Annotated in this window: 22 protein-coding genes; 10 read left to right on the forward strand and 12 right to left on the reverse strand. The window is 59.0% G+C overall.

Annotated features, from left to right (window positions below; translation table 11 throughout):
* Positions 1-253: 253 nt before the first annotated feature.
* The gene (locus tag ASD32_RS30880) at positions 254-724 is read right to left on the reverse strand and encodes a hypothetical protein (protein WP_156383381.1); all 471 of its coding nucleotides are present in this window, start codon (positions 722-724) and stop codon (positions 254-256) included.
* A gap of 312 nt (positions 725-1,036) precedes the next feature.
* Here ASD32_RS30880 and ASD32_RS26560 point away from each other — a divergent pair, with 312 nt between their 5' ends.
* Both ASD32_RS26560 and ASD32_RS26565 read left to right on the forward strand, forming a co-directional pair.
* Positions 1,037-1,459, forward strand: a complete 423-nt coding sequence (locus ASD32_RS26560) for a DUF4864 domain-containing protein (protein WP_060641050.1) — start codon at positions 1,037-1,039, stop codon at positions 1,457-1,459.
* Between the two features lie 219 nt (positions 1,460-1,678).
* Positions 1,679-2,767 (forward strand): class I SAM-dependent methyltransferase, encoded by a 1,089-nt coding sequence (locus ASD32_RS26565; protein WP_060641051.1) that lies wholly within the window; start codon positions 1,679-1,681, stop codon positions 2,765-2,767.
* An 11-nt stretch (positions 2,768-2,778) separates the two neighbouring features.
* Here the strand turns inward: ASD32_RS26565 and tgt are convergent, their stop codons facing one another.
* The 5 genes from tgt to coaD form a co-directional block, all read right to left on the reverse strand.
* On the reverse strand, positions 2,779-3,909 hold the full coding sequence (gene tgt, locus ASD32_RS26570) for a tRNA guanosine(34) transglycosylase Tgt (protein WP_060641052.1): 1,131 nt from the start codon (positions 3,907-3,909) through the stop codon (positions 2,779-2,781).
* Positions 3,906-5,006, reverse strand: coding sequence for a tRNA preQ1(34) S-adenosylmethionine ribosyltransferase-isomerase QueA (queA, locus tag ASD32_RS26575; protein ID WP_060641153.1), 1,101 nt, complete (start codon positions 5,004-5,006; stop codon positions 3,906-3,908). Before queA ends, tgt begins: the two co-directional genes overlap by 4 nt.
* Before the next feature lie 75 nt (positions 5,007-5,081).
* Complete coding sequence (locus ASD32_RS26580; protein WP_060641053.1) at positions 5,082-5,591, reverse strand: peptidylprolyl isomerase; 510 nt, start codon at positions 5,589-5,591, stop codon at positions 5,082-5,084.
* Positions 5,592-5,647: 56 nt separating this feature from the next.
* Positions 5,648-6,217, reverse strand: coding sequence for a peptidylprolyl isomerase (locus tag ASD32_RS26585; RefSeq protein WP_060641154.1), 570 nt, complete (start codon positions 6,215-6,217; stop codon positions 5,648-5,650).
* Positions 6,218-6,248: 31 nt separating this feature from the next.
* On the reverse strand, positions 6,249-6,743 hold the full coding sequence (gene coaD / locus ASD32_RS26590; RefSeq protein ID WP_060641155.1) for a pantetheine-phosphate adenylyltransferase: 495 nt from the start codon (positions 6,741-6,743) through the stop codon (positions 6,249-6,251).
* Between the two features lie 356 nt (positions 6,744-7,099).
* On the opposite strand from coaD, the gene ASD32_RS29875 reads away from it, so the two are divergent.
* Positions 7,100-7,240, forward strand: coding sequence for a hypothetical protein (locus ASD32_RS29875; RefSeq protein ID WP_156383383.1), 141 nt, complete (start codon positions 7,100-7,102; stop codon positions 7,238-7,240).
* A gap of 170 nt (positions 7,241-7,410) precedes the next feature.
* Here ASD32_RS29875 and gyrA read toward each other — a convergent pair whose 3' ends face one another.
* The gene (gene gyrA, locus ASD32_RS26600; RefSeq protein ID WP_060641055.1) at positions 7,411-10,206 is read right to left on the reverse strand and encodes a DNA gyrase subunit A; all 2,796 of its coding nucleotides are present in this window, start codon (positions 10,204-10,206) and stop codon (positions 7,411-7,413) included.
* 230 nt (positions 10,207-10,436) lie between these two features.
* On the opposite strand from gyrA, the gene ASD32_RS26605 reads away from it, so the two are divergent.
* A complete protein-coding gene (locus ASD32_RS26605) occupies positions 10,437-11,066 on the forward strand; it encodes a MarC family protein (protein ID WP_060641056.1) in 630 nt (209 codons plus the stop codon).
* A 282-nt stretch (positions 11,067-11,348) separates the two neighbouring features.
* On the opposite strand, the gene ASD32_RS26610 is transcribed toward ASD32_RS26605, so the two are convergent.
* A complete protein-coding gene (locus ASD32_RS26610) occupies positions 11,349-11,888 on the reverse strand; it encodes a single-stranded DNA-binding protein (protein ID WP_060641057.1) in 540 nt (179 codons plus the stop codon).
* A gap of 265 nt (positions 11,889-12,153) precedes the next feature.
* Here ASD32_RS26610 and uvrA point away from each other — a divergent pair, with 265 nt between their 5' ends.
* Together uvrA and ASD32_RS26620 are read left to right on the forward strand one after the other, a co-directional pair.
* A complete protein-coding gene (gene uvrA, locus ASD32_RS26615; protein ID WP_060641058.1) occupies positions 12,154-15,075 on the forward strand; it encodes an excinuclease ABC subunit UvrA in 2,922 nt (973 codons plus the stop codon).
* A gap of 25 nt (positions 15,076-15,100) precedes the next feature.
* Positions 15,101-15,904, forward strand: coding sequence for a DUF72 domain-containing protein (locus ASD32_RS26620; RefSeq protein WP_060641059.1), 804 nt, complete (start codon positions 15,101-15,103; stop codon positions 15,902-15,904).
* Here ASD32_RS26620 and ASD32_RS26625 read toward each other — a convergent pair whose 3' ends face one another.
* On the reverse strand, positions 15,905-17,380 hold the full coding sequence (locus ASD32_RS26625; protein ID WP_060641060.1) for a bifunctional ADP-dependent NAD(P)H-hydrate dehydratase/NAD(P)H-hydrate epimerase: 1,476 nt from the start codon (positions 17,378-17,380) through the stop codon (positions 15,905-15,907).
* Positions 17,381-17,716: 336 nt separating this feature from the next.
* On the opposite strand from ASD32_RS26625, the gene ASD32_RS26630 reads away from it, so the two are divergent.
* Positions 17,717-18,055, forward strand: coding sequence for a P-II family nitrogen regulator (locus ASD32_RS26630; protein WP_018324798.1), 339 nt, complete (start codon positions 17,717-17,719; stop codon positions 18,053-18,055).
* Between the two features lie 60 nt (positions 18,056-18,115).
* Positions 18,116-19,525 (forward strand): type I glutamate--ammonia ligase, encoded by a 1,410-nt coding sequence (glnA, locus tag ASD32_RS26635; RefSeq protein ID WP_060641061.1) that lies wholly within the window; start codon positions 18,116-18,118, stop codon positions 19,523-19,525.
* Between the two features lie 96 nt (positions 19,526-19,621).
* Here glnA and ASD32_RS26640 read toward each other — a convergent pair whose 3' ends face one another.
* The gene (locus ASD32_RS26640) at positions 19,622-20,659 is read right to left on the reverse strand and encodes a TAXI family TRAP transporter solute-binding subunit (protein ID WP_156383384.1); all 1,038 of its coding nucleotides are present in this window, start codon (positions 20,657-20,659) and stop codon (positions 19,622-19,624) included.
* A 43-nt stretch (positions 20,660-20,702) separates the two neighbouring features.
* Positions 20,703-21,731, reverse strand: a complete 1,029-nt coding sequence (locus ASD32_RS26645) for a hypothetical protein (protein WP_060641063.1) — start codon at positions 21,729-21,731, stop codon at positions 20,703-20,705.
* 186 nt (positions 21,732-21,917) lie between these two features.
* Between ASD32_RS26645 and hspQ the strand changes: the two genes are divergently transcribed.
* The gene (gene hspQ / locus ASD32_RS26650) at positions 21,918-22,247 is read left to right on the forward strand and encodes a heat shock protein HspQ (protein ID WP_060641156.1); all 330 of its coding nucleotides are present in this window, start codon (positions 21,918-21,920) and stop codon (positions 22,245-22,247) included.
* A gap of 87 nt (positions 22,248-22,334) precedes the next feature.
* On the opposite strand, the gene ASD32_RS26655 is transcribed toward hspQ, so the two are convergent.
* Complete coding sequence (locus ASD32_RS26655) at positions 22,335-22,970, reverse strand: invasion associated locus B family protein (RefSeq protein WP_060641064.1); 636 nt, start codon at positions 22,968-22,970, stop codon at positions 22,335-22,337.
* 304 nt (positions 22,971-23,274) lie between these two features.
* Here ASD32_RS26655 and ASD32_RS26660 point away from each other — a divergent pair, with 304 nt between their 5' ends.
* Positions 23,275-25,068: an extracellular solute-binding protein gene (locus tag ASD32_RS26660; protein WP_244490295.1), complete on the forward strand. Its 1,794-nt coding sequence runs from the start codon at positions 23,275-23,277 to the stop codon at positions 25,066-25,068.
* Positions 25,069-25,114 lie beyond the last annotated feature (46 nt).

A 25,114-nucleotide genomic window follows, 5' to 3' on the forward strand; every position in this document is an offset into this window, starting at 1 on the left:
TTGCAACCCGGCCCAGCCGGTCCGGTCGGGGGCTTGCCTCAGCACACCTGGACATACCGAGCGTCGCATTTCTAAACGGATGCAGATGCGCCCAAAGTGACATTTTAACTTTGCACACAAACGGACATTTCAATCCCGCCGCCACAATATATGTAGCCGCAAAGTTGAAGTGTCCTGTTTCTGCAAAGTTAGAGTGTCACACTCCCCGCGTTTACCGAACATATGCCTGCCGCTGGATTGTGAGCGTCTGCCACTACGCAGCGTCGAAATCAGCGCGGCTCGTCATGTAACCGGATGGATTGGGCTCGGCCTTCATCATCGTCCGCCGCCAAGCCTCTTGCTCCGCATGGATCAAAGCCAGTTCCCAGATGCAGCCAATCACCGGTCTGTTTACCGTGTCCAGGGGTTGGGCGGCAGCATAGGGTTTTCGATAGTTGTGCTGACACAGAACCGATCCCTGTATCCACCAGTGCGCTGAAACCGTCACGCCCGATTCTCCGGGATGAATGATCACGAAGCCCATGCCATTGTCATCGCCCTCGTCTGCCACACGCGGCAGAACCTCGGCTTGGACGAACGATTGTGCGAGGCTGAGCATGGCTTGGTCGATGCGGCGATTATCCGCAACGAGGCAATAGATTTTGAATTGCAGACTTGCCATGTCCCAAAGGCCCAAATGTGACACTGTGCGTGGATGATAGATTTCAATCGGTTTTGAGTTCATGGGCCACACTCCGCTGGGCCTATTGGTGCCAACATGCGCTCTGGCCGATCGGCGTGCATTCTGCCATGATATAGGGCAGAATGAAGGACCGGTGGGGCATTTAGGCATCCAGAACCACGACACAATCAGTTTCTACAGATCTTATGTCCTGATTTCTACACGAATATATTAATCCATTTATTTGTTTATATTAATCCATTTATTTGTTTTTGTAATATAAATCTAAAATTCGATCCACCGATCTTTCTTCCGAAACCATTTTCGACCGGCATACGTATGTATTTCTTCTGAGAGCAAGCAAGGAGACGGTGAATGATCCGGACATTCATAGCCTGCGCATGTATTGCCATCCTCTTCGCCGCGCAGCCACTGGCGCTTGCGGCCGAGCCTGTCGATACCGCCCAATCGATCATTCAAAACCAGATCCAGGCCTTTCTCAACGATGATGCGGAAACGGCTTATTCCTTTGCCTCGCCGCAGATCCGGCAGAAATTTCCGGACAAGAGCATCTTCTTCGAGATGGTCAAGCGCGGCTATACGCCGGTCTACCGCCCCGGCAACTTCGCCTTCGGGCGCAGCAAGATTGATGGGGATACCGTGGTTCAGGAGGTTCTGATTTCAGGGCCGGGCGGCAAGGACTGGACGGCACTGTACTTCCTCGTCAAGCAACCCGACGGCAGCTACAGGATCAACGGCGTGCAGATGCTGCAACAGGCGCCGGGGCCTGAGATTTAAAGAGCGGAAAGTACACCCTCTGCGGGACAACGCATTGACGTTGAGACACGCGCTCCCTTAGACATGACGTGCTAATTAAGCCCGGGAGCGTTCATCGTGAATTTGCCGCTGCAGAAAGTTTGTGACATCCATGATCTCTTCCATCCAGAGATCGACAATATTCTTAGAGACGATTTGAGATCTATTCCTTTCGGATCCCGGCGTGCCTGGGAATTCGCCATGATCTTCCGGGCGCTTTCGATCAAGGGAAAGCTTCACCCTGCAGCCCAGGGTCTTGCCATGGGCGCCGGTACTGAAAAGCTCATCTATGCGATCGTACCGCGCGTCGCAAAGACGATGGTCACCGATCTTTATTTGCCCAATAGCGGCTGGGTCGGGGTGCGTACCGACAATCCCCGTGATCTGATCCTGCAAAAGGCGCCCTGGCCGATCGACGCGACCAAGGTCGATGCGATGGCGATGGACATGCGCAAACTCGATTTCCCCGACGAGAGCTTCGACTTCTGCTGGTCGACTGGATCATTCGAGCATATCGGGCGCGACGCGGATTTCCTGCAGCACTTCAGAGAGGTCGAACGCGTCCTGAAGCCCGGCGGCGTCTATGCCTTTACCACGGCCATCACGTTCGGCGGCGTCACCGAGCCGATTCCGCACAACTACTATTTCGATCCCAACCATCTGATCGACCTGATCCATGCCTCGCCGCTGCATGCCGAGCCGGAATTCGATTGCTTCGTGCGCGATCATATTTTCAACCGCCCTCACCCGGAACGGCTGCAGGATTACGGGTGCGATGCCGCCCGCAAATTTTCCAAGCCGATCGTCTCGTTTCGCCGCGGCATCATTCTGGCGGCCAACGTGATGGTGCTGACAAAGGATTCCGGACGCACCAAAGTGCGGCCGCAGGTGCGTGGACTTGAGGAATCACGCAAGCGGTTGACGGTCCAGGCAGATGGCCATCTGAGCGCGCTTTGGTCCGACTTCCAGTATCTTCAGCCAGAAGTGGAGAAGGGCAGCCTGACCATCCAGCCGCAGGTCTTCGGCGACGGCACGGCGGTAATCGACGTCATCATTCCGCATGGTGGCCCTGAGACACTGAAATGGACCGTCAAGCCACGGCCGATTTCCGGGAGCATCACCTGGGAGCCGCTGCAGTCAGGCAAGCTGACAGCCCTCGATAGCAGCTTTCGCTTCGAGACCAAGCGCGACCGTCTTTATTCCATCAAGCTGTCAATCCCTTTGTCCGCCAAAATGTCGGGCGCGGCCAAAGATCTGAGCCGCGTCGTCGTCAAGGCGAAAGTCGTCTGAGTGCTGCTATTTCACAATGGCGCCAAGTCGCCTTGGCGCCATTCTTCCTGTGTTTCCTGCATGAAGGCGGCATAGCGGCCTTCTTCGATCGCCTTGCGGATACCGGCCATCAGGTCCTGGTAATAGGCAAGATTATTCCAGGTGAGCAGCATGCCGCCCAGGCTTTCGTCGGCGCGCACGAGGTGATGCAGGTAGGCGCGCGAATAGTCGCGTGCCGCCGGGCATGAGGATTGATCGTCGAGCGGCCTGATATCTTCCGCATGGCGGGAATTGCGCAGGTTGACGCGGCCGCGCCGGGTGAAGGCCAGGCCGTGACGGCCGGCGCGGGTCGGCATGACGCAGTCGAACATGTCGATACCGCGCGCCACGGATTTCAGGATATCGTCGGGTGTGCCGACCCCCATCAGATAGCGCGGTTTTTCGGCGGGCAGTTCCGGGCAGGTAATGTCGAGCATATCCAGCATCACCGCCTGCGGTTCGCCGACGGCAAGGCCGCCGATCGCGTAGCCCTTCAGATCGAGCCCTGATAATGCCTTTGCCGAGCGGACGCGCAGTGCAGGCACATCGCCGCCCTGGACGATGCCGAACATCGCCTTGCCAGGCTGGTCGCCGAAAGCAGTCTTGCAGCGATCTGCCCAGCGCAGAGACATTTCCATTGCGCGTTCAATATCAAGTGCTTCGGCCGGAAGTCTCACACATTCGTCGAGCTGCATCTGGATATCGCTATCGAGCATGCCCTGGATCTCGATCGAACGTTCCGGCGACATGTGATGGAGCGCGCCATCGACATGGCTCTTGAAGGTTACGCCCTTTTCATCGAGCTTGCGCAGCCCGGCCAGCGACATGACCTGGAAGCCGCCGCTGTCGGTCAGGATCGGATAGGGCCAGCGGATCAGCTCATGCAGGCCGCCAAGACGCGCCACGCGCTCGGGGCCGGGGCGCAGCATCAGGTGATAGGTGTTGCCCAAAATAATGTCGGCGCCGAGATCGCGGACCTGATCGAGATACATCGCCTTGACCGTGCCAACGGTTCCAACCGGCATGAAAGCCGGCGTGCGGATCTCGCCGCGCGGCATCGATACCGTGCCGCGACGGGCCTTGCCGTCAGTTGCCTGAATGTTGAACTGGAATGTCTCGGTCATGGTGTCTCGATCCTGGGATTATCCCGGAAAAGCAGGCTGGAATCGCCGTAGGAATAAAAGCGGTAGCCGGTTTTGATTGCATGGGCATAGGCGCGCCGCATGGTCTCAAGGCCACTGAACGCCGAAACCAGCATGAACAAAGTCGATTTCGGCAGATGAAAATTGGTCATCAGCATATCCACCGCGCGAAAGCGATAGCCGGGCGTAATGAAGATGCCGGTCGGGCCGGACCAGGGGCGGATATCGCCATTCTCTTCGGCCGCACTCTCGATCAGCCGCAGCGACGTGGTACCGACGCAGACGATGCGCCCGCCCCTCGCCCGGACAGCATTCAGGCGTTCGGCGACCTCGGCACTAACATGGCCGATCTCCTGATGCATGACGTGATCGTCGGTATCGTCCACCTTCATCGGCAGGAAGGTTCCGGCGCCCACATGCAAGGTGACGAAATGGCGCTCGACGCCAAGCGCATCCAGGGCGCCGAACAGCCGATCGGTGAAATGAAGACCGGCGGTCGGGGCCGCCACGGCACCCTCTTCGCGCGCATAGACCGTCTGGTAGTCGGTCCGATCCTGCTCGTCCTCGGCGCGCTTGGAGGCGATATAGGGCGGCAGGGGAATATGGCCGACGGCAAGAATGGCGTCGTCGAGCGCCGGGCCGGACAGGTCAAACTGAAGGGTCACTTCGCCGGCCTCGCCCTTCTCCGCGACGGTCGCGTCCAGCGCGCCCATCAGGCAGGTATTGGACCCGTGGCCGAATTCGATGCGGTCGCCGGGCTTCAGGCGCTTGGCCGGGCGGGCAAACGCCTTCCAGCGATCAGCTGCGACACGCATGTGCAGCGTCAGGGAGACCTCAGTCACCACATCCGCGCCGCGCCGCCTGAGCCCTTCCAGCTGCGCGGGAATGACTTTTGTATCATTGAAAACGAGCGCATCGCCGGGACGCAGGAACGACGGCAGGTCCATCACGATGCGATCGCTCAGCTCGGAATCGTCTTGCGGCTGGACGACGAGCAGGCGCGCGCTGTCGCGCGGACTTGCGGGCCGCAACGCAATATTGTCTTCGGGAAGATCGAAATCGAACAGATCGACGCGCATCAAAACTCTCTTTAAACGGCAAACCCGCCCCGGCGCCCTTCAAGGCAACGGGACGGGTTTTGGCAATAGCCTGAATTAGGCGTTGGCGGCAAGTTTCATCGAAATGATGCTGTCGGGATCCTTGACGGGCTCGCCCTTCTTAATCTTGTCGACATTGTCCATGCCGGAAATGACCTGACCCCAGACCGAGTACTGCTTGTTCAGCCATGGGCTGTCGGTGAAGCAGATGAAGAACTGCGAGTTAGCCGAGTTCGGCATCTGGCTGCGGGCCATCGAGCAGGTGCCACGCACGTGGCTCATGTTGGAAAATTCAGCCTTGAGGTCCGGCTTCGACGAGCCGCCCATGCCGGCGCGGGCCGGATTGAAATCCTTGCCGCCGGTCTTGCCGTACTGCACGTCGCCGGTCTGCGCCATGAAGTCGTCGATGACGCGGTGGAACACGACGCCATCATAGGCACCTTCGGCGCACAGTTCCTTGATGCGGGCAACGTGGCCCGGCGCCAGATCCGGCAGAAGCTGGATGATCACCTGCCCCTTGGTGGTTTCCATGATGATGGTGTTTTCCGGATCCTTGATCTCGGTCATGGTCTTCTCCTTTGTGTTATTTTCGTCTGCTTAAAATGGCTGGATTGAAGCCGGTGTTACTTGCCGACCTTGACGCTGATCATGCGGTCGGGATCGCTGACGGAGCCGTTATTGGCTTCGTCGCCCTTCTTGATCTTGTCGACATTGTCCATGCCTTCAACCACCTTGCCGACGACCGTGTACTGGCCGTTCAGGAAATCGCCGGGGGCGAACATGATGAAGAACTGGGAATTGGCGGAGTTCGGGTCCTGGCTGCGGGCCATGCCGACCGTGCCGCGCTCAAACGGGACCTTGGAAAATTCAGCCTCGACATTCGGCTTTGACGAACCGCCCATGCCGGCCATGTCGGCCTTGAAGTCCTTTTCCATATTGCCGTACTGAACGTCGCCGGTCTGGGCCATGAAGCCCGGAATGACGCGGTGGAACGCGACATTGTTATAGTCACCGGCCGCAGCCAGTTCCTTGATGCGCGCCACGTGCTTGGGCGCCACATCCGGCAGCAGTTCGATGACGACCGGGCCGTCCTTCAGAGTGATGGTGATGTATTCCTTGGCCTGCGCAAAAGCGGTGCTGGTCAGGGATGCAAGGACAACGGCGCCTGCGAAAGCGAGTTGGAGAATTTTCATATGAACTCCCATGGAAATAAAAAGGAAAACGTCAGGATTTGCGTTTTGCGTTCAGGGCCTGATAGACGGCCTTGGGTACGAAGGCGCTGACATCACCGCCCATGGCAGCGATCTGGCGAACCAATGTGGCGGTAATGGGCCGCGATGCTGTGCCGGCCGGAAGAAACAGGGTCTGGATATCCGGCGCCATCTGCCGGTTCATGCCCGCCATCTGCATCTCATAATCAAGATCCGTGCCGTCGCGCAGACCACGCACCAGAAGCGATGCGCCGTGTTTGCGCGCGGCATCGACAACCAGATTATCAAACGAAACGACGGAAATATCGGCGGCTCTCTCGGGAAGAAACTCCTTAAGCGACTGGGCAATCAGCGCTGCGCGCTCGTCAAAGGAAAAGAGCGGCGTCTTGCCGGGATGGACACCGATCGCGACGATGACGGCCGGCGCCACGTTCAGCGCCTGCACCAGCACGTCGAGGTGACCGTTCGTCATCGGGTCGAAGGAGCCGGGATAAAAAGCAGTGATCATCGCGCCTGTTTCCATTTCGAAGCCTTTTGTCATGGTCTGCGGCCATTCGCAAGGGAACTCGCTCGCCGCTCCCTGTGTTCCCGCAGGAACATCATCACGACGATATGACCGTTACTGAATAAGCCGTTCGAAGTTGTTCCTGGGCGCGTTGCTCATCCGGCAAGTAAAGAACGGAACCTTTTTCCATCACGGCCGTTTATTGGCTGAAAGGATCACCGCTATGGCACTTATTCTTCTGTCGATGACCATGTTCTTTGTCATGCTTTTTGCAACGGCAAACGCAATCAGAAAAGAAGCGCGCATGGACCGGTCTGGTCCAAACAACTCTCACCTGTTTAACTAGAGGACGATCTGCAATGGCCATCACAATGATGCTCATGTCGGCAGTGATTAGTATCGTGTTCCTGGTCGATTTCGCCAAAACCATTTTCGAGCTTCAGCGCGACAGAACTGCGATGAAAGCTATGAGCCGCGACGCCGGTGGGTTCAGCGTCTGATTTTAAAATTTCTTCCAGCGGTAACCTTCAGTCCCGCTGACATAAAAAACCGGACGGTTCCCCTGCCAGTCCGGTTTTTCTTTGCCTATTGCATGTCCGAAGACAGTTTTTGAAGCAAAAAAGGCCGGACGATGAGATCGCCCGGCCTTTCGATAACGTCACGGCAGGTTTTATTCTTCCGTTGCAGCCGGCGGCTCGGTGGCCGGTGCATCGTCATCCAATGCATCCGTCTGGCCGGTGTCATCCTCGTCATCTTCCGGTTCCGGCTCGCTAATGCGCTCGACGGACACGACCTTTTCGTCCTTGGCGGTCGAGAAGATCGTCACACCCTTTGTGGCGCGGCTGGCAAGCCGGATACCGCCGACGGGCACGCGGATCAACTGGCCGCCATCGGAAACCAGCATGATCTGGTCTGTGTCCTCGACCGGGAAGGCCGCGACCAGTTCGCCGATTTCGCCTGTTTTCGACGTATCCGTTGCGCGAATACCCTTGCCGCCACGCCCGGAGGTGCGGAAGTCATAGGTGGAGGAGCGCTTGCCAAAGCCCTTGACCGAGACCGTCAGCACGAATTGTTCGCGTGCCTTGAGTTCGTCGTATCGGGCATCCTCGAGCTGACCTTCCTCGGCGACCTCTTCGCCAACCAGCGCGATTTCCTCGTCCTCGCCGGTTGCCGCACGCCGCTCGGCGGCAGCACGCTTGAGATAGGCGGCCCGCTCCCAGGGCTCGGCATCGACATGGCCGACGATGGTCATTGAGATGATCCGGTCGCCATCGCCAAGCGTGATGCCGCGAACGCCGATCGAATTGCGGCCGGCAAAGACGCGGACATCATCGACGCAGAAGCGGATGCACTGGCCAAGCGCCGTCGTCAGAAGAACGTCATCATTCTCGGTGCAGGTTTCGACGGAGAGGATTTCATCGCCCTCCTCGTCGAGTTTCATGGCGATCTTGCCGTTGCGGTTGACCTGGACGAAATCCGACAGCTTGTTGCGGCGCACCGTGCCGCGCGTCGTCGAGAACATCACGTCGAGATTTTCCCACGTCGTCTCGTCTTCGGGCAGCGGCATGATCGTGGTGATGCGTTCACCGGGTTCCAGCGGCAGCATGTTGATCAGGGCCTTGCCGCGCGATTGCGGCGTGCCGACCGGCAGGCGCCAGACCTTTTCCTTGTAGACGATGCCGCGCGAGGAGAAGAACAGCATCGGCGTATGGGTATTGGCCACGAACAGGCGCGTGACGAAATCCTCGTCGCGCGTCGCCATGCCGGAGCGGCCCTTGCCGCCGCGGCGCTGCGCGCGATAGGTCGCCAGCGGCACGCGCTTGATATAGCCGAGATGGGACACGGTGATGACCATGTCTTCCTGGGCAATCAGGTCCTCGTCGTCCATATCCGGACCGCCTTCGACGATCACGGTGCGGCGCGGCGTGCCGAACTCTTCCCGCACGGCGATGAGTTCGTCCTTGACGATCGTCATGATGCGGATGCGCGACGACAGAATATCGAGATAATCGCTGATCTCGGCGCCGATCTTGTTCAGTTCGTCGCCGATTTCGTCGCGGCCAAGGGCCGTCAGGCGGGCAAGGCGCAGTTCGAGGATGGCGCGCGCCTGCTCTTCCGACAGGTTGTAGGTGAGGTCCTCGTTGATGCGGTGGCGCGGATCGTCGATGAGACGGATCAGGCTTTCGACATCCGATGCCGGCCAGCGGCGCGTCATCAACTGCTCGCGCGCGGTGGCGGGATCCGGCGCGTTGCGGATCAGCTTGATGATCTCGTCGATATTGGCGACGGCAATCGCCAGGCCGACCAAGACATGCGCGCGGTCGCGCGCCTTGCGCAGCAGATATTTGGTGCGGCGGCTGATGACTTCCTCGCGGAAGGACACGAAGGCGCGCAGCATATCGAGCAGCGTCATCTGCTCCGGCTTGCCGCCGTTCAGCGCCACCATGTTACAGCCAAACGAGGTCTGCAGCGGTGTGTAGCGATAGAGCTGGTTGAGGATGACCTCGGCATTGGCGTCGCGCTTCAGCTCGACAACGACGCGGTAACCCTGGCGGTCGGATTCGTCGCGCAGGTCCGAAATACCCTCGATACGCTTGTCCTTGACCAGTTCGGCCATCTTCTCGATCATCGTCGCCTTGTTCACCTGGAAGGGAACTTCGGTGATGATGATCTGCTCGCGATCGCCGCGCATCGGCTCGATGGTGGCGCGGCCGCGCATGATGACCGAGCCGCGGCCGGTCTCATAGGCGGAGCGGATCCCGGACCGGCCGAGGATGAACGCGCCGGTCGGAAAGTCCGGACCCGGAATGATCTCCATCAGCTGCGGCAGTTCCAGTCCCGGCTCGTCGATCAGGGCGATACAGCCATTGATGACTTCGATCAGGTTGTGCGGCGGGATGTTGGTCGCCATCCCGACGGCGATGCCGCCGGCGCCGTTGACCAGAAGGTTCGGGAATTTCGCCGGAACAACCGACGGTTCGCTCAGCGTACCGTCATAGTTGTCGCGAAAATCGACCGTTTCCTTGTCGAGGTCGTCGAGCAGCGCATGGGCTGCCTTCTGCAGGCGGCACTCGGTGTAACGTTCGGCCGCCGGCGGGTCGCCGTCGATGGAGCCGAAATTGCCCTGACCGTCGATCAGCGGCAGGCGCAGCGACCAGGGCTGGGCCATGCGGGCGAGCGCATCATAGATCGCCGAGTTGCCATGCGGATGGAATTTACCCATCACGTCGCCGGTGACGCGGGCGCATTTGACGTATTTCTTGTTCCAGTCGATGCCCAGCTCGCTCATCCCGAACAGGATGCGCCGGTGCACGGGTTTCAGACCATCGCGGACATCGGGAAGCGCACGGCTGACGATAACGCTCATGGCGTAATCGAGATACGAGCGCTGCATTTCCTCCATGATGGAAATGGGCTCGATGCCTGGTGGATTCTTGCCGCCGCCGGGTGTGCTTTGTTCAGTCAATTTCGATCACGATCTTTGTTCAGAATCAGACAGATTTTTATAGCCGAATGCATTGGCGAGCGCCAATTTCGGGGCTGGGTTTTGAACAGCCTTTTAGGCTCATCGGCGCTCTCGCAGGCATTTGCAAGGCAAAAGCGGCCAAACAGTGAAAGACAGGCCTTTCCTTCGGCGCCACCCTCCCCTAACAATTCATCAGACGGCATCATAAACAAGGCCGCGAGGGGAACAGGATGTCTCACATCGACCTTCTGATCAATGCGCTGACCACGATCCTGGTCACCATCGATCCACCCGGCCTTGCGCCGATCTTCCTCAGCCTGACCGTCGGCATGAGCCGTCACGAGCGGTTTCTGGTGGCGCGGCGCGGGACGCTGATCGCCTTCTTCATCCTGTCGGCCTTCGCGCTGTTTGGAAACGGCATTCTGGGACTGCTTGGCATTTCCATCGGCGCCTTCCGGATCGCCGGCGGCCTTCTTCTGTTCTGGATCGCCTTCGAGATGATCTTCGAGAAGCGCAACGAACGCAAGGAAAAGACCGGCGAAGCAGCGATCACCCGCGACCACATCCACAATATCGCGGTGTTTCCGCTGGCACTGCCGCTGATTGCCGGACCCGGCGCGATTTCGGCGACGATCCTGCTTTCCGGATCCTTCTCATCCACCATCGACCGGGCTCAGCTGATCCTGGTCATCGCCTTTTGCCTTGCCATCCTGTTTGCCGCCCTGGTGATCGCCGAGCGCATCGACCGGTTTCTCGGCGTCACCGGCCGCGCCATCCTGACCCGGCTGCTTGGCGTTATCCTCGCGGCTCTGGCCGTGCAGTTCGTCGTTGATGGCATCAAATCGACCATGGCTCTGTGAGCCCGGATGATTGATTGAGGCTTACGAAAAGAGCCCGGTTTTCTGGATATTCAGCCTTTTGCCCAGGATATTTCAAACAGTCCTGCAGGGAAGTTCTGAAATTAGAATGTGCTCAGATCTTCTGTCATTCCTGTGCCTGTCACAGGAATCCAGTCAGCTCAAGTCCTTGAGCTGAAACAGTCTTTTGACCCGGCAGACGCCGGGTCGCTGGATCCCCGCCCCAAGGGCGAGGATGACGGAGAGCGAGGCACGGCCCTCGCGACTTTCGGTGTTTGTCGACAATCAGAACGGAATGTCGTCGTCCATATCGCGCGAAAAGTTTCCGCCGCTGCCGCTGCTGGCGCCACCGCCGGAACGGCCTGCGGGGGCCGAGGAGGGGCGATCGTAATCGCCGCCGTAATTGTCCGAGCCGCCGCCCGCATTGCCGCCGCCATAGTCCGAGCTGCCACGGCCACCGCCCTGCCCGTCACCCCGGCCGCCAAGCATGGTCAGCGTCGAGTTGAAGCCCTGCAGCACAACTTCCGTCGAGTAGCGGTCCTGGCCGTCCTTGTCCTGCCATTTGCGGGTCTGCAGCTGGCCTTCGATGTAAACCGTCGCGCCCTTTTTCAGATACTGCTCGGCAACCTTGCAGAGACCTTCGTTAAAGATCACCACACGATGCCATTCGGTCTTTTCCTTGCGCTCGCCGGAATTGCGGTCGCGCCAGCTTTCCGAGGTCGCAATGTTCAGGTTGGCGATCGGCTTGCCGTCCTGCGTGCGCCGGATTTCCGGGTCTGCCCCGAGGTTACCGATCAAAATCACCTTGTTGACACTGCCTGCCATCTTGCTTTTCCCGCTATCTCGCCCGGCATTTCCGCCCGGCTACCAAATTCAGAGCGCACATCTTAGCGGCTGACGGCCAAGCATACGCCCCTTTGCATTGTGTCATCCACAACAGATTTCAAATTATGTTCTTTCTTTGTTCTAATAAATTTGTAATATCCTGTCAACCGACTCGGAAAGCCCGCTGTTTTTCACCTTGCGCCTCGACATGGCCGCTGGCGTCCTTAAATAAGAGCTTTCAAACGCATGTACAAAGCTGGGCACGATGAGCAAACTTGAGACCATTTCCATCCGCGGCGCGCGCGAACACAATCTCAAAGGCATCGACCTTGACCTGCCGCGCAACAAGCTGATCGTCATGACCGGCCTTTCCGGCTCGGGAAAATCCTCGCTTGCCTTCGACACGATCTATGCGGAGGGACAGCGGCGTTATGTCGAGAGCCTGTCGGCCTATGCCCGCCAATTCCTCGAGATGATGCAGAAGCCGGATGTCGATCAGATCGACGGGCTGTCGCCGGCAATCTCGATCGAGCAGAAGACCACCTCGCGCAATCCGCGCTCGACCGTCGGTACAGTGACCGAGATCTACGACTACATGCGTCTGCTTTTTGCCCGCGTTGGCGTACCGTATTCGCCGGCGACCGGCCTGCCGATCGAAAGCCAGACGGTCAGCCAGATGGTCGACCGGGTCGTCGACTTCGGCGAAGGTACCCGTCTTTATATCCTCGCGCCGATCGTGCGCGGCCGGAAGGGCGAGTATAAGAAAGAGCTCGCCGAGCTGATGAAGAAGGGGTTTCAGCGCGTCAAGATCGACGGGCAGTTCTACGAGATTGCCGAGGCGCCGGTGCTCGACAAGAAATACAAGCATGACATCGACGTCGTCGTCGATCGCGTCGTCGTGCGCCCCGACCTGACGGCACGTCTGGCCGACAGCCTAGAGACTTGCCTGACGCTTGCCGATGGCCTTGCCATCGCGGAATTTGCCGACAAGCCGCTGCCACCGGAAGAAACGGCAGCCGGCGGGTCGGCCAACAAATCGTTGAACGAAACGCATGAACGCGTGCTGTTTTCGGAAAAATTCGCCTGCCCGGTATCCGGCTTCACCATTTCGGAAATCGAACCGCGGCTGTTCTCGTTCAACAACCCGTTTGGCGCCTGCCCGACCTGCGATGGTCTGGGCAGCCAGCAGAAGATCGACGAGGCGCTGATCGTTCCGGAACCCGACCGGACGCTGAAGAGCGGCGCCATCGCCCCATGGGCCAAATCATCCTCACCCTATTATAACCAGACGCTGGAAGCGCTCGGAAAAGCCTTCGGCTTCAAGCTATCGAGCAAATGGACCGATCTTTCCGACGAGGCGCGGCATGCGATCCTGCAGGGGACCGAGGAAAAGATCAGCTTCCATTACGAGGATGGTGCCCGCTCGTACAACACCACTAAGAATTTCGAGGGCATCGTGCCCAATCTGGAGCGGCGCTGGAAGGAGACTGACAGTGCCTGGGCGCGCGAGGAAATCGAGCGCTACATGTCGGCAGCCCCCTGCCCGGCCTGTAACGGTTTCCGCCTGAAGCCGGAGGCACTCGCCGTCAAGATCAACAAGCTGCATATCGGCGAAGTCACGCAGATGTCGATCCGGGTTGCGCGCGACTGGTTCGACGTCCTGCCGGACCACATGAATGCCAAGCAGAACGAGATCGCGGTGCGTATCCTCAAGGAAATCCGCGAACGGCTGCGCTTCCTTAACGATGTCGGGCTTGAATATCTGAGCCTGTCGCGCAATTCCGGCACGCTGTCGGGCGGCGAAAGCCAGCGCATCCGGCTCGCCTCGCAGATCGGCTCCGGCTTGACCGGCGTGCTCTACGTTCTCGACGAACCGTCGATCGGCCTGCACCAGCGCGACAACGCCCGCCTGCTCGATACGCTGCGGCATCTGCGCGACATCGGCAACACGGTCATCGTCGTCGAGCATGACGAAGACGCGATCATGACGGCTGATTATGTCGTCGATATCGGCCCGGCGGCCGGTATTCACGGCGGCGAAGTCGTGGCGCAGGGCACGCCGGCCGAAGTCCTTGCCAATCCGAATTCGCTGACCGGAAAATATCTGTCAGGCGAAATGGCGGTTGCGGTTCCCGCCGAGCGGCGCAAGCCGAAGAAGAAAAAGGAAATCACCGTTGTTGGCGCCCGTGCCAACAATTTGAAGAACGTCACGGCCTCAATCCCGCTGGGGATTTTCACCGCCGTGACCGGCGTATCAGGCGGCGGCAAGTCCACCTTCCTGATCGAGACGCTCTACAAGGCGGCGGCACGGCGCATCATGGGCGCACGCGAAAATCCGGCCGAGCATGACCGGATCGACGGTTTCGAACATATCGACAAGGTCATCGACATCGATCAGTCGCCGATCGGCCGCACGCCGCGCTCCAACCCGGCCACCTATACCGGCGCGTTTACCCCGATCCGCGACTGGTTTGCCGGCCTGCCGGAGGCAAAGACGCGCGGATATCAGCCCGGCCGTTTCTCCTTCAACGTCAAGGGCGGCCGTTGCGAGGCCTGCCAGGGCGACGGGGTCATCAAGATCGAGATGCACTTCCTGCCGGATGTCTATGTCACCTGCGACGTCTGCCACGGCAAGCGCTACAATCGCGAAACGCTGGATGTGCATTTCAAGGGCAAGTCGATCGCCGACGTGCTTGACATGACCGTCGAGGAAGGCGTCGAGTTCTTTGCTGCCGTTCCGGCCGTGCGCGACAAGCTGCAGGCGCTGCAGGGCGTCGGCCTCGGCTATATCAAGGTCGGCCAGCAGGCCAACACGCTCTCGGGTGGCGAGGCGCAGCGTGTCAAGCTTGCCAAGGAGCTGTCGAAACGCTCGACCGGCCGCACCCTCTACATTCTCGACGAGCCGACCACAGGCCTGCATTTTCACGATGTCGCCAAGCTGCTGGAAGTATTGCACGAACTGGTCAACCAGGGAAATTCCGTTGTGGTCATCGAGCACAATCTCGAAGTCATCAAGACGGCCGACTGGGTCATCGATTTCGGCCCCGAGGGCGGCGATGGCGGCGGCGAAGTGATTGCAGCTGGAACACCGGAAGACATCGTCAAGGAAAAGCGCTCGCATACCGGCGCCTTTTTGAAGGAACTTCTGGAGCGGCGTCCGATCCGCAAGATGGCAGCAGCGGAATAAGGCTAAGAGCGGGAGGGAGTTGCACATGACGAAATCAGGCACGATCCGTTGCGGCATTGGCGGCTGGACCTTCGATCCGTGGGAGGGGACGTTCTATCCCGAGACGCTGGCCAAGAAGCGGCAGCTGGAATATGCCAGCAGCCAATTGAAGGCGATCGAGGTCAACGGCACCTATTACGGCTCGCAAAAGCCGGAGACTTTCGCCAAATGGGCGTCGGAAGTGCCTGAGGATTTTATCTTCTCGCTGAAGGCCAGCCGCTTTACCACCAACAAGAAGGTTCTGGCGGAAGCCGGTGAATCGATTGGAAAATTCTTGAGCCAAGGACTGACGGAGCTGGGGAGCCATCTTGGCCCCATTCTCTGGCAGTTCATGCCGACCAAGAAGTTCGATGCCGATGATTTCGGGGCGTTTCTGGCGCTCCTGCCAGAAAAGCAGGATGGCCTGACGTTGCGTCATGTGGTCGAGGTCAGGCATGATTCCTTCCGCACGCCGGAATTCACCGCCCTGCTTGCCAAGCACAAGGTGGCGGTCGTCTGCGCCGATCATTTCGACTATCCGATGATTGCCGATGTCACCGGCGATTTTGTCTATACGCGGCTTCAGACCGGCAGCGATGATGTCGAGACCTGTTACGATGACAAGCGCCTGGATCTCTGGGCAGACCGGGTGAAAATCTGGGCGGCGGGCGGCGATATCGCTGACCTCGCCCATGCCGATCCCGGTCACAAGCCGGACAAGAAGCCGCGCGACGTCTTTGCGTTTTTCATCTCCGAGGGCAAGGTCAATGCGCCGAACGGCGCACGCGCACTGCAGCAACGGGTGGACTGATCAAGCGCCGGCGGTCGGGAGCGGTTCTATCGCGGCGGCAAGATCGTCTGCGGTCAATCCTTCGCCGGCCTTCATCCCCGCCCGGCCGTGACGCCAGACGCCCGAAGCGGCTGCCTCGAAGGCCGGCATGCCCTGGGCAAGATGTGCGCCGATGATACCGGAGAGCGTATCGCCCGATCCGGCGGTCGCCAGCCAAGGCGGCGCATTGGTATTGATCGCGGCACGGCCGTCGGGCGATGCGATCACCGTATCCGCCCCCTTGTAGACGATGACGGCATGACTGCGCTTGGCAGCCATAACAGCGCGATCGACTTTTGACAGGGCGGGATCAGCAGCAATATCCGCAAACAGTCTCGCAAACTCGCCCTCGTGCGGGGTTATGACCAGCCGGGTGCCGCCTCCTGCAAATGCGTTGAAAAGCAGCGCCGGATCATCCTTGAAAGCGGTGATCCCGTCGGCATCGAGCACAAGCGACCGCTCGCACAGCATCAGGGCGTAACGCCGCGCTTTTTCCAGATCGCCAAACCCAGGCCCGAGCACGAAGGTATTGATCCGCTTATCGGCAATCCAGTGCGAGAGATCTGCGGCATCCTCGATCTCTTTCAGCATGATGGCCGTCAAATGGGCTGCGTTGGTATCCAGTGCTGCGGATGTGGAGGCAAGCGTTACCAGCCCGGCCCCGGCTTTCAGCCCCGCCATCGCTGAAAGCCGTGCAGCACCCGTCGAGAGCGGGCCGCCCGAGAAGATGGCGAGATGACCGCGCTTGTATTTATGGGCGGAGGGATCAAGCGTCTGCGTCACTGCCGCCCAGAGATGCGGCCCGTTTTCGCAAAGCCCGCTCGCATGGCTGAGCAGAATACGCTGGGGTATGCCGATATCGCAGACCTCCATTCGGCCGCAGAGGCTGCGGCCGGGCATCAGCAGATGGCCGGGCTTTCGCGCCATGAAGGTTACGGTGTGACTGGCGCGAAAACTCTCGCCCAGAACCTGGCCGGTGCGCCCGTCAAGCCCGGAGGGCAGATCAACGGCGATCACGGGAAGCAGCGCCTGCGTGACAGCCTGCATCACCAGCGCAACATCGCCGGGAACGGCACGCGACAGGCCGGCGCCAAACAGGGCATCGATGACGACATCCCCGGCTTTTGGCCGGTAAGCCTGAAGCGGCCCGGCGCTGCGGCCCCATTGCGCATATGCAAGGGCGGCGTCGCCCTTAAGATGCGCGCTGTCCCCGAGGGCATGAACCGCGACCTCCGCACCGCTTCCAAGCAGGGCGGCCGCCGCGATATAGCCGTCGCCGCCATTGTTGCCGGGTCCGCACAACACGGCAAACCGCAACGCCTGTGGATGAAGCCTGAGCGCTGCCGCCGACACGGCCATCCCCGCCGATGTCATCAGCGAAAAACTGTCTATGCCCGATTGCGCGGCCTCGCGGTCGATCGCGGACATTTCGACGGGGGTGATGATGGTTTGGTGCATGCCTCAAAATGCCCGCATGCAGCAGAGCCGGCAAGCTTAAAACATCAGCTTATTTTGTATTCTTTTTAGGCATTTGCATAGAATTTATGCTGACTTGCGGCACCTACGGCGGCAACGACTAACCTGCGCTGAGGACAAACCGCAGCCTGGCAGAAAAATTCATAAAAAATAGGCAAATGACGCTGTTTATTCCGCAGAAAGCGATATGATCATCGCAGCTGCGGGTGTTTTCACCCAAAACGGCATCGCATTTGCCATATCTGGCATGTAAAATGCATATTGAGGGCGAGCGGGCATAAGCCTGCCATAACGGGAGAAGCGGAGAGACATTTTCTCATGAAAAAGATCGAAGCGATCATAAAGCCTTTCAAGCTGGACGAAGTGAAGGAAGCCCTTCAGGAAGTTGGCCTGCAGGGGATCACCGTCACCGAAGCCAAGGGCTTTGGACGCCAGAAGGGCCACACGGAACTGTATCGTGGGGCGGAATACGTTGTTGATTTTCTCCCGAAGGTGAAAGTCGAAGTCGTACTGGCTGACGAAAATGCGGAGGCCGTGATCGAGGCCATTCGGAATGCCGCCCAGACCGGGCGTATTGGCGACGGAAAGATCTTCGTTTCCAATATCGAGGAGGTTATCCGCATCCGTACCGGTGAGACCGGCATTGACGCCATCTAATCCGCCTGACCACAGGGTTCGGGCACTACCTCGTCATCTCAAAAGAGGGACTGATAAAAAATGACGACTGCAAATGATATCCTCAAGCAAATCAAGGATAACGACGTCAAGTTCGTTGATCTGCGCTTCACCGACCCCAAGGGCAAGCTGCATCACCTGACGATGGACGTTGGCTGTGTCGACGAAGACATGTTCGCCGATGGCGTCATGTTCGACGGCTCGTCGATCGGCGGCTGGAAGGCTATCAACGAATCCGACATGGTTCTGATGCCCGATCCGGCCACCGTGCACATGGATCCTTTCTTTGCGCAGTCCACGATGGTGATCGTCTGCGATATTCTCGACCCGGTCTCGGGCGAAGCCTATAACCGCGATCCACGCGGCATCGCCAAGAAGGCCGAGGCCTATCTCAAGGCGTCGGGCATCGGCGACACGGTTTTCGTTGGCCCGGAGCCGGAATTCTTCGTGTTCGACGACGTCAAGTACAAGGCCGATCCCTACAATACCGGCTTCAAGCTCGATTCCTCCGAACTGCCCTCCAATGACGACACCGATTATGAGACCGGCAACCTCGGTCACCGTCCGCGCGTCAAGGGCGGCTATTTCCCGGTTCCGCCGATCGACAGCTGCCAGGACATGCGCTCCGAAATGCTGACGGTTCTGACCGAAATGGGCGTCACCGTCGAAAAGCAGCACCATGAAGTCGCCGCAGCCCAGCACGAACTGGGTGTCCGGTTCGACACCCTGGTGCGCAATGCCGACAAGGTGCAGATCTACAAATATGTCGTGCACCAGGTCGCCAACGCCTATGGCAAGACGGCGACCTTCATGCCGAAGCCGATTTTCGGCGATAACGGCTCGGGCATGCACGTCCACCTGTCGATCTGGAAGGACTCCAAGCCGACCTTCGCAGGCGACGAATATGCCGGCCTGTCGGAAAGCTGCCTGTTCTTCATCGGCGGCATCATCAAGCATGCCAAGTCGATCAACGCGTTTTCCAATCCGACGACGAACTCCTACAAGCGTCTCGTCCCGGGTTACGAAGCGCCGGTTCTTCTGGCCTATTCCGCCCGCAACCGCTCGGCCTCCTGCCGTATTCCGTTCGGAACCGGTCCGAAGTCCAAGCGCGTCGAAGTCCGCTTCCCCGATCCGCTGGCCAACCCCTATCTCGCCTTTGCCGCCATGCTGATGGCCGGTCTCGATGGCATCAAGAACAAGATCCATCCCGGCAAGGCCATGGACAAGGATCTCTACGACCTGCCGCCGAAGGAACTGAAGAAGATCCCGACCGTCTGCGGTTCGCTGCGCGAAGCGCTGGAGAACCTCGACAGGGATCGCAAGTTCCTGACCGCCGGTGGCGTGTTCGACGACGACCAGATCGATTCCTATATCGAGCTGAAGATGGTCGAGGTCATGCGGTATGAAATGACCCCGCACCCGGTCGAATTCGACATGTACTACTCGGCCTAACAGCCGCTTGCGGACCCGCTACCAGCGGGTCCGTCTCAAACAAAAGGCCGGCTTTTTCGCGAAAGCCGGCCTTTTGTTTGAGGTGTATCGTTCAGCCTATTTCTTTTTCAGCCGTTCTTTCAGCAGATTGAGATATTCCTCGTTTGCGTCCGGTTGCGTGCTTGCAGATGCGGGCGCTGTGCAGGCCGGCTTGTAATCGAGCGCCATGCCGGCCTTGACGCAGACGCCGACCTGCCAGCCGGGTGGCAGGGCCGTCAGATCGACATCCTTCCATTTCGGATGGCCGGTCGCCTGCAGCGTGTCGAGATTGTTGAGGATGAGATTGGAAAAATCCGAGACCGCCTTGCAGCTGTCGCGCTGGTAGGCATTGCGCTTGACGTCATAGTCATAGGTCATCATCACAGCCTTGACCGCGATCAGATCGACCGGCTGCTTCTGGAATTCATAGGCTCCCGCTTCAATCCGCGACGGCGTATAGGTGGCCAGAAGCGGCGCTTCGGTGATCGGCACGAGATGGAATTTAGTGCCGTCGATCGGATTGTTCTTGAACAGAGCCGCCGGAGCGCCCGCCACATAGAAAAAGGCATCGATCTCGCCGGAAAGAAGCTTCGGTAAAGCGGCATCTGGATTGAGAGGCAGCCGCTCGCCGGTCTTCACCTGCAGGATATCGAGGACCAGCGAGGAGGTCAGGAAGGTGCCGCTGTCCTTGACGCCGACGGCGACCTTCTTTCCGGAGAGATCGCCCATATCCTTGATTTCGGCGCGGGCCAGAACATGGATTTCCTCGTTATAGAGCGGAAACATGATGCGCACGCCGCGCACCGCCTGCTGCACTTCCGGATCATCGGCCTCGAATGTCTTCAAATATTCGAGCACATCGCTCTGGACGATGCCGAACTGGGTGTTCCGGCTATTGCGGACGCCAACGAAATTTTCAAGCGATCCGGCGGATTCCTTGACGTTCAGCGTCAGGCCGCAGGTCTTGCCCAGTGTTGCGACATCGCGGCCGATCTGGATATAGGTGCCCTGTGGCCCGCCGGTCATGATGTTCTTTTCGAACTCGGCCGCCGATACAGGACTGGTCGCAAACGCCGTCAGCATCGTCACGGCGATAAAAGCCTGTCGCAACATCATGTATCTCCCGTAAGGCATCCGCCATGTTGGCAGAGACCGGTTGTCAGCAATCACTCTTGAAGTCGCGCATCAGATTGCGCATCAGGACCAGGGGTACTCGATCAAAAACACTTTCAAGCGCGTCGGTGACGCAGGCGCCGGACACAAGCTGGTCTTTCAGCCGCTGTTTCTTCTCATCATCCAGAAAACCGACGCCGCGTGTCGTGCCGATGATCGTGTCCACCACCTGACGGTCACGCGGCACGAAGCGCTCACCCTCGACCGGCGGACCGGCATCGATTGCAGGCTGGGTACTCGCCGGCGTTTCGGCTGCCATCCTGGCAGCGGCTTCCGCCTGGTCGCCAAGCTGCTTTCGCAATGTCGCGACTGTCTGGCGTTCGCCGCTTAGGCTTTGCTCCAAAGTTTTGATCTGCGCGTCACGCGCCAGATCGAGCGCCGATTTAGCGTTGGACGTGTTGCCGGCATCTGTTGCCGTTTGCGCCAGCGCTTTTTGTGCCGTGACCATATCGGCCTTTGCTTTTTCAAGGGCGGCATTCAGCGTTGTGATTTGAGCGTCGAGGGCAAGCTTTTCAGCGCCAAGCCCCTCAATCTGTGCTCGAAGTCCGGTGGACCCGGTCTTTGCTGTATCAAGCTGGGCCGTCAAACCAGCGATCTCTGCCTTGAAATCATCGGAGGCCGATGTCGCAGCGGATTTTTCAGTCGAAATCTGTTTTTCGAGCGCTGCGATGTCGGCATCGCGCTTGTCCAGAAGCCGGGTGAGCTTTGGAACCTCATTCAGCTTCAGCTCGGCATAGTCCTTTTCCAGTTGCTCTGCCCAGGTGCCGGAATTCTTTTTGACATTCAGGAGATCGCTGCTGGCCCTGTCTCTTTCGGCCTTGGCCTGATCCAGTTCGGTTTGCAGCGACGCCGTTTGCGCCGTCAGCGCGGCGATATCTGTCTGCATCGTCTGCCTGGCAAACCAGAAATATCCGCCTGCCCCAATCAGCGCCAGACATAGGACAATAGGCAGCAGCAGGCCGGACGAGGAACGGCCGCGCGTTACCTGATTGTCCCTACCCCACTGATTGCTCATGCAATACCCGTCATCCAAGAACTCTTCACATCTGAGGTACGATGATTTTCCCGGAGAGGCAAGCAACGGTGCATCGCAACGCGCCCTCGTGTTGCTGCGGCCGAACGCACGGGCGAGCGCACCGCGTTTCACACTTGATGTTTGAGGAAAACCCCCCACATACTATGGTGAAAGGAACCTAACATGATGAAACAAAGAGACGCAAAATTTCAGATTGGACAGGTTGTTCGCCATCGCGTGTTTCCATTCCGCGGCGTTATTTTTGATGTCGATCCGGAATATGCCAATACCGAGGAATGGTGGAATTCAATTCCCGCTGAAGTCCGCCCGACCAGGGACCAGCCGTTTTACCATCTGCTTGCCGAGAACGAAGAGACCGAATATGTCGCTTATGTCTCCGAGCAAAACCTGATTTCGGACGAGAGCGGCATGCCGGTGCGCCATTCCCAAGTGAACGCATTTTTCGATCCGGAAACTGTCGGTCAGTACAAGCCGAAAGCGGTTGTCCAGCACTAGGAACAAGCATTTCAGACAGTGTGTTTAAAATCAAAAAAGCCGCCGCGAGATTGTCGCGGCGGCTTTTTTGGTAAATCAAGCCGGCGATCAGTTCGCCGTTGCAGCCTTCTGGGCGTCTTCAAGCTTCTTGCGGGCGTCTTCAGCCTTCTTCTGCATTTCTTCCTGCAGCAGGCGCTGGCGCTCTTCGAGCTTGGACTGTTCGATCGGCTCGCCGTCAAACACGCCGGTGAAGCCGCCGAGCGAAATCTTGATCGGGTTCGGCGCGCGCTGGAAGTTGACCGACGTGAACACGACCTCGCCGCCCTTCTTCAGGCTGGCCAGGACTGCATCGCTGAGCGGCGCTTCGGCAACGCACTTATCCGGCATGCAGATGGCGTAATCGAGCTTGGTGCCCTTGCCGCCATCGATCTGCATCTGGATACCCGCCGGGATGAGGCGCGCGGAGGGAACCGAAACCTGCAGAACCTTGCGGTTGACCTTGCCCTGGACGCTGATCAGGCCAACGGCGGTGACCAGCTGACCGTTGCTGGCCGTCAACAGGTTCTGCACGATGCAGACATCGTTGTCTTCCTGCTTGGTGCAGACCTTGAACCAGCCCTGCGGCGGGCGGCCGGCGCCGGAAGCCTGCTGCGCAAAAGACGCGGCCGGCATCGCAGCAACAGCAAATGCGCCGGCGAATGCCGACAAAGCAGCCTTTTTGGTGAAGTTCGACTTGAAGATCATAATGATACCCGTCTCCTGAATTCCGGTGCCTGAGCAGTCTTAAAGACGCTCGTGATCAATGGTCAGCTGCCCGCTCTCCTGTTGGGCAAATGAGGCAATTGCATGACCCTCGTCTCCGGGAACACCTGTTACAGTGAGCCGCGCCGGATATCCAGCCCCCCATCATTCTTTTGCGTTGCGTTCTATGGCCCGCATCGGCTTTTAAAGGATCGGTTGGTTGGAAATGCTGGTCAACGTGTTAATTTGCCGTGATTCACGAGATGACGATAGCAGGAGGCGGGCTTTGCGCGCATTTTTCTTGGGTTTGTTTTCGGTGCTGGCAACGCTTGGCACCGGTGTCACTGCGCAGGCGGAGCCGGTTCACGGCATCGCCATGCATGGCGAACCCGCCCTGCCCGCCGATTTCAAGAGCTTCCCTTACGTTAAGCCAGACGTCAAGAAGGGCGGCCACGTGTCCTATGGTGTGGTCGGGACCTTCGACAGTCTCAATCCATTCATCCTGAAAAGCATGCGCACCACGGCGCGTGGCATGCTCGATCCGGAATATGGCAATCTCGTCTATGATTCGCTGATGCAGCGCTCGCGCGACGAAGCCTTTTCGCTCTATGGGCTTTTGGCCGAAACTGTCGAATGGGACGACGACCGCACCTTCATCCAGTTCAATCTCAATCCGAAGGCGAAATGGGCCGATGACCAGCCGGTGACGCCGGAAGACGTCATCTTCACGTTCGAGCTGTTTCGCGACAAGGGCCGCGTGCCGTTCAGCACGCGTCTCGCCAAGGTCGACAAGATCGAGAAGGTGGGCGAGCGCAGCGTCCGCTTCACCTTCAACGATCAAGCCGACCGTGAATTTCCGCTGCTGATCGCCATGACCCCCATCCTGCCGAAACACGCGACCGATATGGCGACATTCGACCAGACCTCGCTGAAATTCCCCCTCGGCTCTGGCCCCTATCGCGTCGCGGAGGTCAAGCCCGGCGAGCGGATCGTCTACAAGCGCAATCCCGATTATTGGGCGAAAGACCTGCCGGTCAAGGTCGGACTGGACAATTACGACCAGATTTCCGTTGAATATTTCCTGCAGGAAAACTCTCTGTTCGAGGCCTTCAAGAAAGGCGAGATCGATGTCTATCCGGAAGGCAGCGCCACGAAATGGTCGCGCGGCTACGATTTTCCGGCGGTGAAGTCCGGCAAGGTGATCAAGGAGACGTTCACGCCGAAGACGCCGTCCGGCATGCTCGGCTTCGTCTTCAACACCCGCCGGCCGATGTTTGAGAACCCGAAATTGCGCCAGGGCCTGGCGCTGGTCTTCGATTTCGAATGGGCCAACAAGAACCTGTTTGACGGCGCCTATACGCGCACGCAGAGTTTTTGGCAGAATTCGGGCCTGTCCTATCTCGGTGTTGCCGCCGACGACCGCGAACTGGCCCTGCTCGGCGATATCCGCAACCGCATCAATCCTTCCGTTCTCGATGGCACCTACCGGTTGCCCGTCACGGACGCGTCGGGGCGTGACAGGAACGTACTGCGCGAAGCCGTGACGCTGCTGCGCGAAGCGGGATACAGCATCAAGGATGGCCGGATGCTCAATGCCAACGGCGCGCCGCTCGCCTTCGAGATCATGACCCAGAATGCCGGCCAGGAAAAACTGGCGCTGACCTATCAGCGCTCGCTTGCTGCACTAGGCATTGCGGCGTCCGTGCGCACGGTGGATGAATCGCAGTACCAGCAGCGAAGCCAGTCCTTCGACTACGATATCATCATGAAGTCGTTCCCCTCTTCGCTGTCGCCGGGGATCGAGCAGATTTCCTACTGGGGATCGCAATCGCGCGACCAGCAGGGCAGCTCGAATTTTGCCGGGGTTGCCGACAAGGACGTCGATACGCTGGTCGGACATATCCTGCGCGCCGTCAGCGTCGAGGACTTCACGGCCGCCGTGCGGGCGCATGACAGATTGCTGGTCTCGAATTTCTATCTCGTGCCGCTTTACCATATCGGCTCGCAATGGGTTGCGCATGAAAAGCGCATCGGCCGCCCAGACGTGGTGCCGCTCTATGGCTACCAGTTGCCGGCCTGGTTCGATCAAAGCGTGCAATAGGGCTGAAATGGCGGCGGTATAGTTTTGGTAACGCATTGAAAGCGCA

The sequence above is a fragment of the Rhizobium sp. Root483D2 genome (genome assembly GCF_001426685.1).
GTDB classification, from domain to species: Bacteria; Pseudomonadota; Alphaproteobacteria; order Rhizobiales; family Rhizobiaceae; genus Pararhizobium; species Pararhizobium qamdonense.

Excerpts from the sequence above, each read along its gene's own strand:
- ASD32_RS30880 (WP_156383381.1), bottom strand. The coding sequence starts at position 724 with ATGAACTCAAAACCGATTGAAATCTATCATCCACGCACAGTGTCACAT.
- ASD32_RS26560 (WP_060641050.1), top strand. The coding sequence starts at position 1,037 with ATGATCCGGACATTCATAGCCTGCGCATGTATTGCCATCCTCTTCGCC.
- ASD32_RS26565 (WP_060641051.1), top strand. The coding sequence starts at position 1,679 with ATGATCTTCCGGGCGCTTTCGATCAAGGGAAAGCTTCACCCTGCAGCC.
- tgt (WP_060641052.1), bottom strand. The coding sequence starts at position 3,909 with ATGACCGAGACATTCCAGTTCAACATTCAGGCAACTGACGGCAAGGCC.
- queA (WP_060641153.1), bottom strand. The coding sequence starts at position 5,006 with ATGCGCGTCGATCTGTTCGATTTCGATCTTCCCGAAGACAATATTGCG.
- ASD32_RS26580 (WP_060641053.1), bottom strand. The coding sequence starts at position 5,591 with ATGACCGAGATCAAGGATCCGGAAAACACCATCATCATGGAAACCACC.
- ASD32_RS26585 (WP_060641154.1), bottom strand. The coding sequence starts at position 6,217 with ATGAAAATTCTCCAACTCGCTTTCGCAGGCGCCGTTGTCCTTGCATCC.
- coaD (WP_060641155.1), bottom strand. The coding sequence starts at position 6,743 with ATGATCACTGCTTTTTATCCCGGCTCCTTCGACCCGATGACGAACGGT.
- ASD32_RS29875 (WP_156383383.1), top strand. The coding sequence starts at position 7,100 with ATGGCCATCACAATGATGCTCATGTCGGCAGTGATTAGTATCGTGTTC.
- ASD32_RS26605 (WP_060641056.1), top strand. The coding sequence starts at position 10,437 with ATGTCTCACATCGACCTTCTGATCAATGCGCTGACCACGATCCTGGTC.
- ASD32_RS26610 (WP_060641057.1), bottom strand. The coding sequence starts at position 11,888 with ATGGCAGGCAGTGTCAACAAGGTGATTTTGATCGGTAACCTCGGGGCA.
- uvrA (WP_060641058.1), top strand. The coding sequence starts at position 12,154 with ATGAGCAAACTTGAGACCATTTCCATCCGCGGCGCGCGCGAACACAAT.
- ASD32_RS26620 (WP_060641059.1), top strand. The coding sequence starts at position 15,101 with ATGACGAAATCAGGCACGATCCGTTGCGGCATTGGCGGCTGGACCTTC.
- ASD32_RS26625 (WP_060641060.1), bottom strand. The coding sequence starts at position 17,380 with ATGCACCAAACCATCATCACCCCCGTCGAAATGTCCGCGATCGACCGC.
- ASD32_RS26630 (WP_018324798.1), top strand. The coding sequence starts at position 17,717 with ATGAAAAAGATCGAAGCGATCATAAAGCCTTTCAAGCTGGACGAAGTG.
- glnA (WP_060641061.1), top strand. The coding sequence starts at position 18,116 with ATGACGACTGCAAATGATATCCTCAAGCAAATCAAGGATAACGACGTC.
- ASD32_RS26640 (WP_156383384.1), bottom strand. The coding sequence starts at position 20,659 with ATGATGTTGCGACAGGCTTTTATCGCCGTGACGATGCTGACGGCGTTT.
- ASD32_RS26645 (WP_060641063.1), bottom strand. The coding sequence starts at position 21,731 with ATGAGCAATCAGTGGGGTAGGGACAATCAGGTAACGCGCGGCCGTTCC.
- hspQ (WP_060641156.1), top strand. The coding sequence starts at position 21,918 with ATGAAACAAAGAGACGCAAAATTTCAGATTGGACAGGTTGTTCGCCAT.
- ASD32_RS26655 (WP_060641064.1), bottom strand. The coding sequence starts at position 22,970 with ATGATCTTCAAGTCGAACTTCACCAAAAAGGCTGCTTTGTCGGCATTC.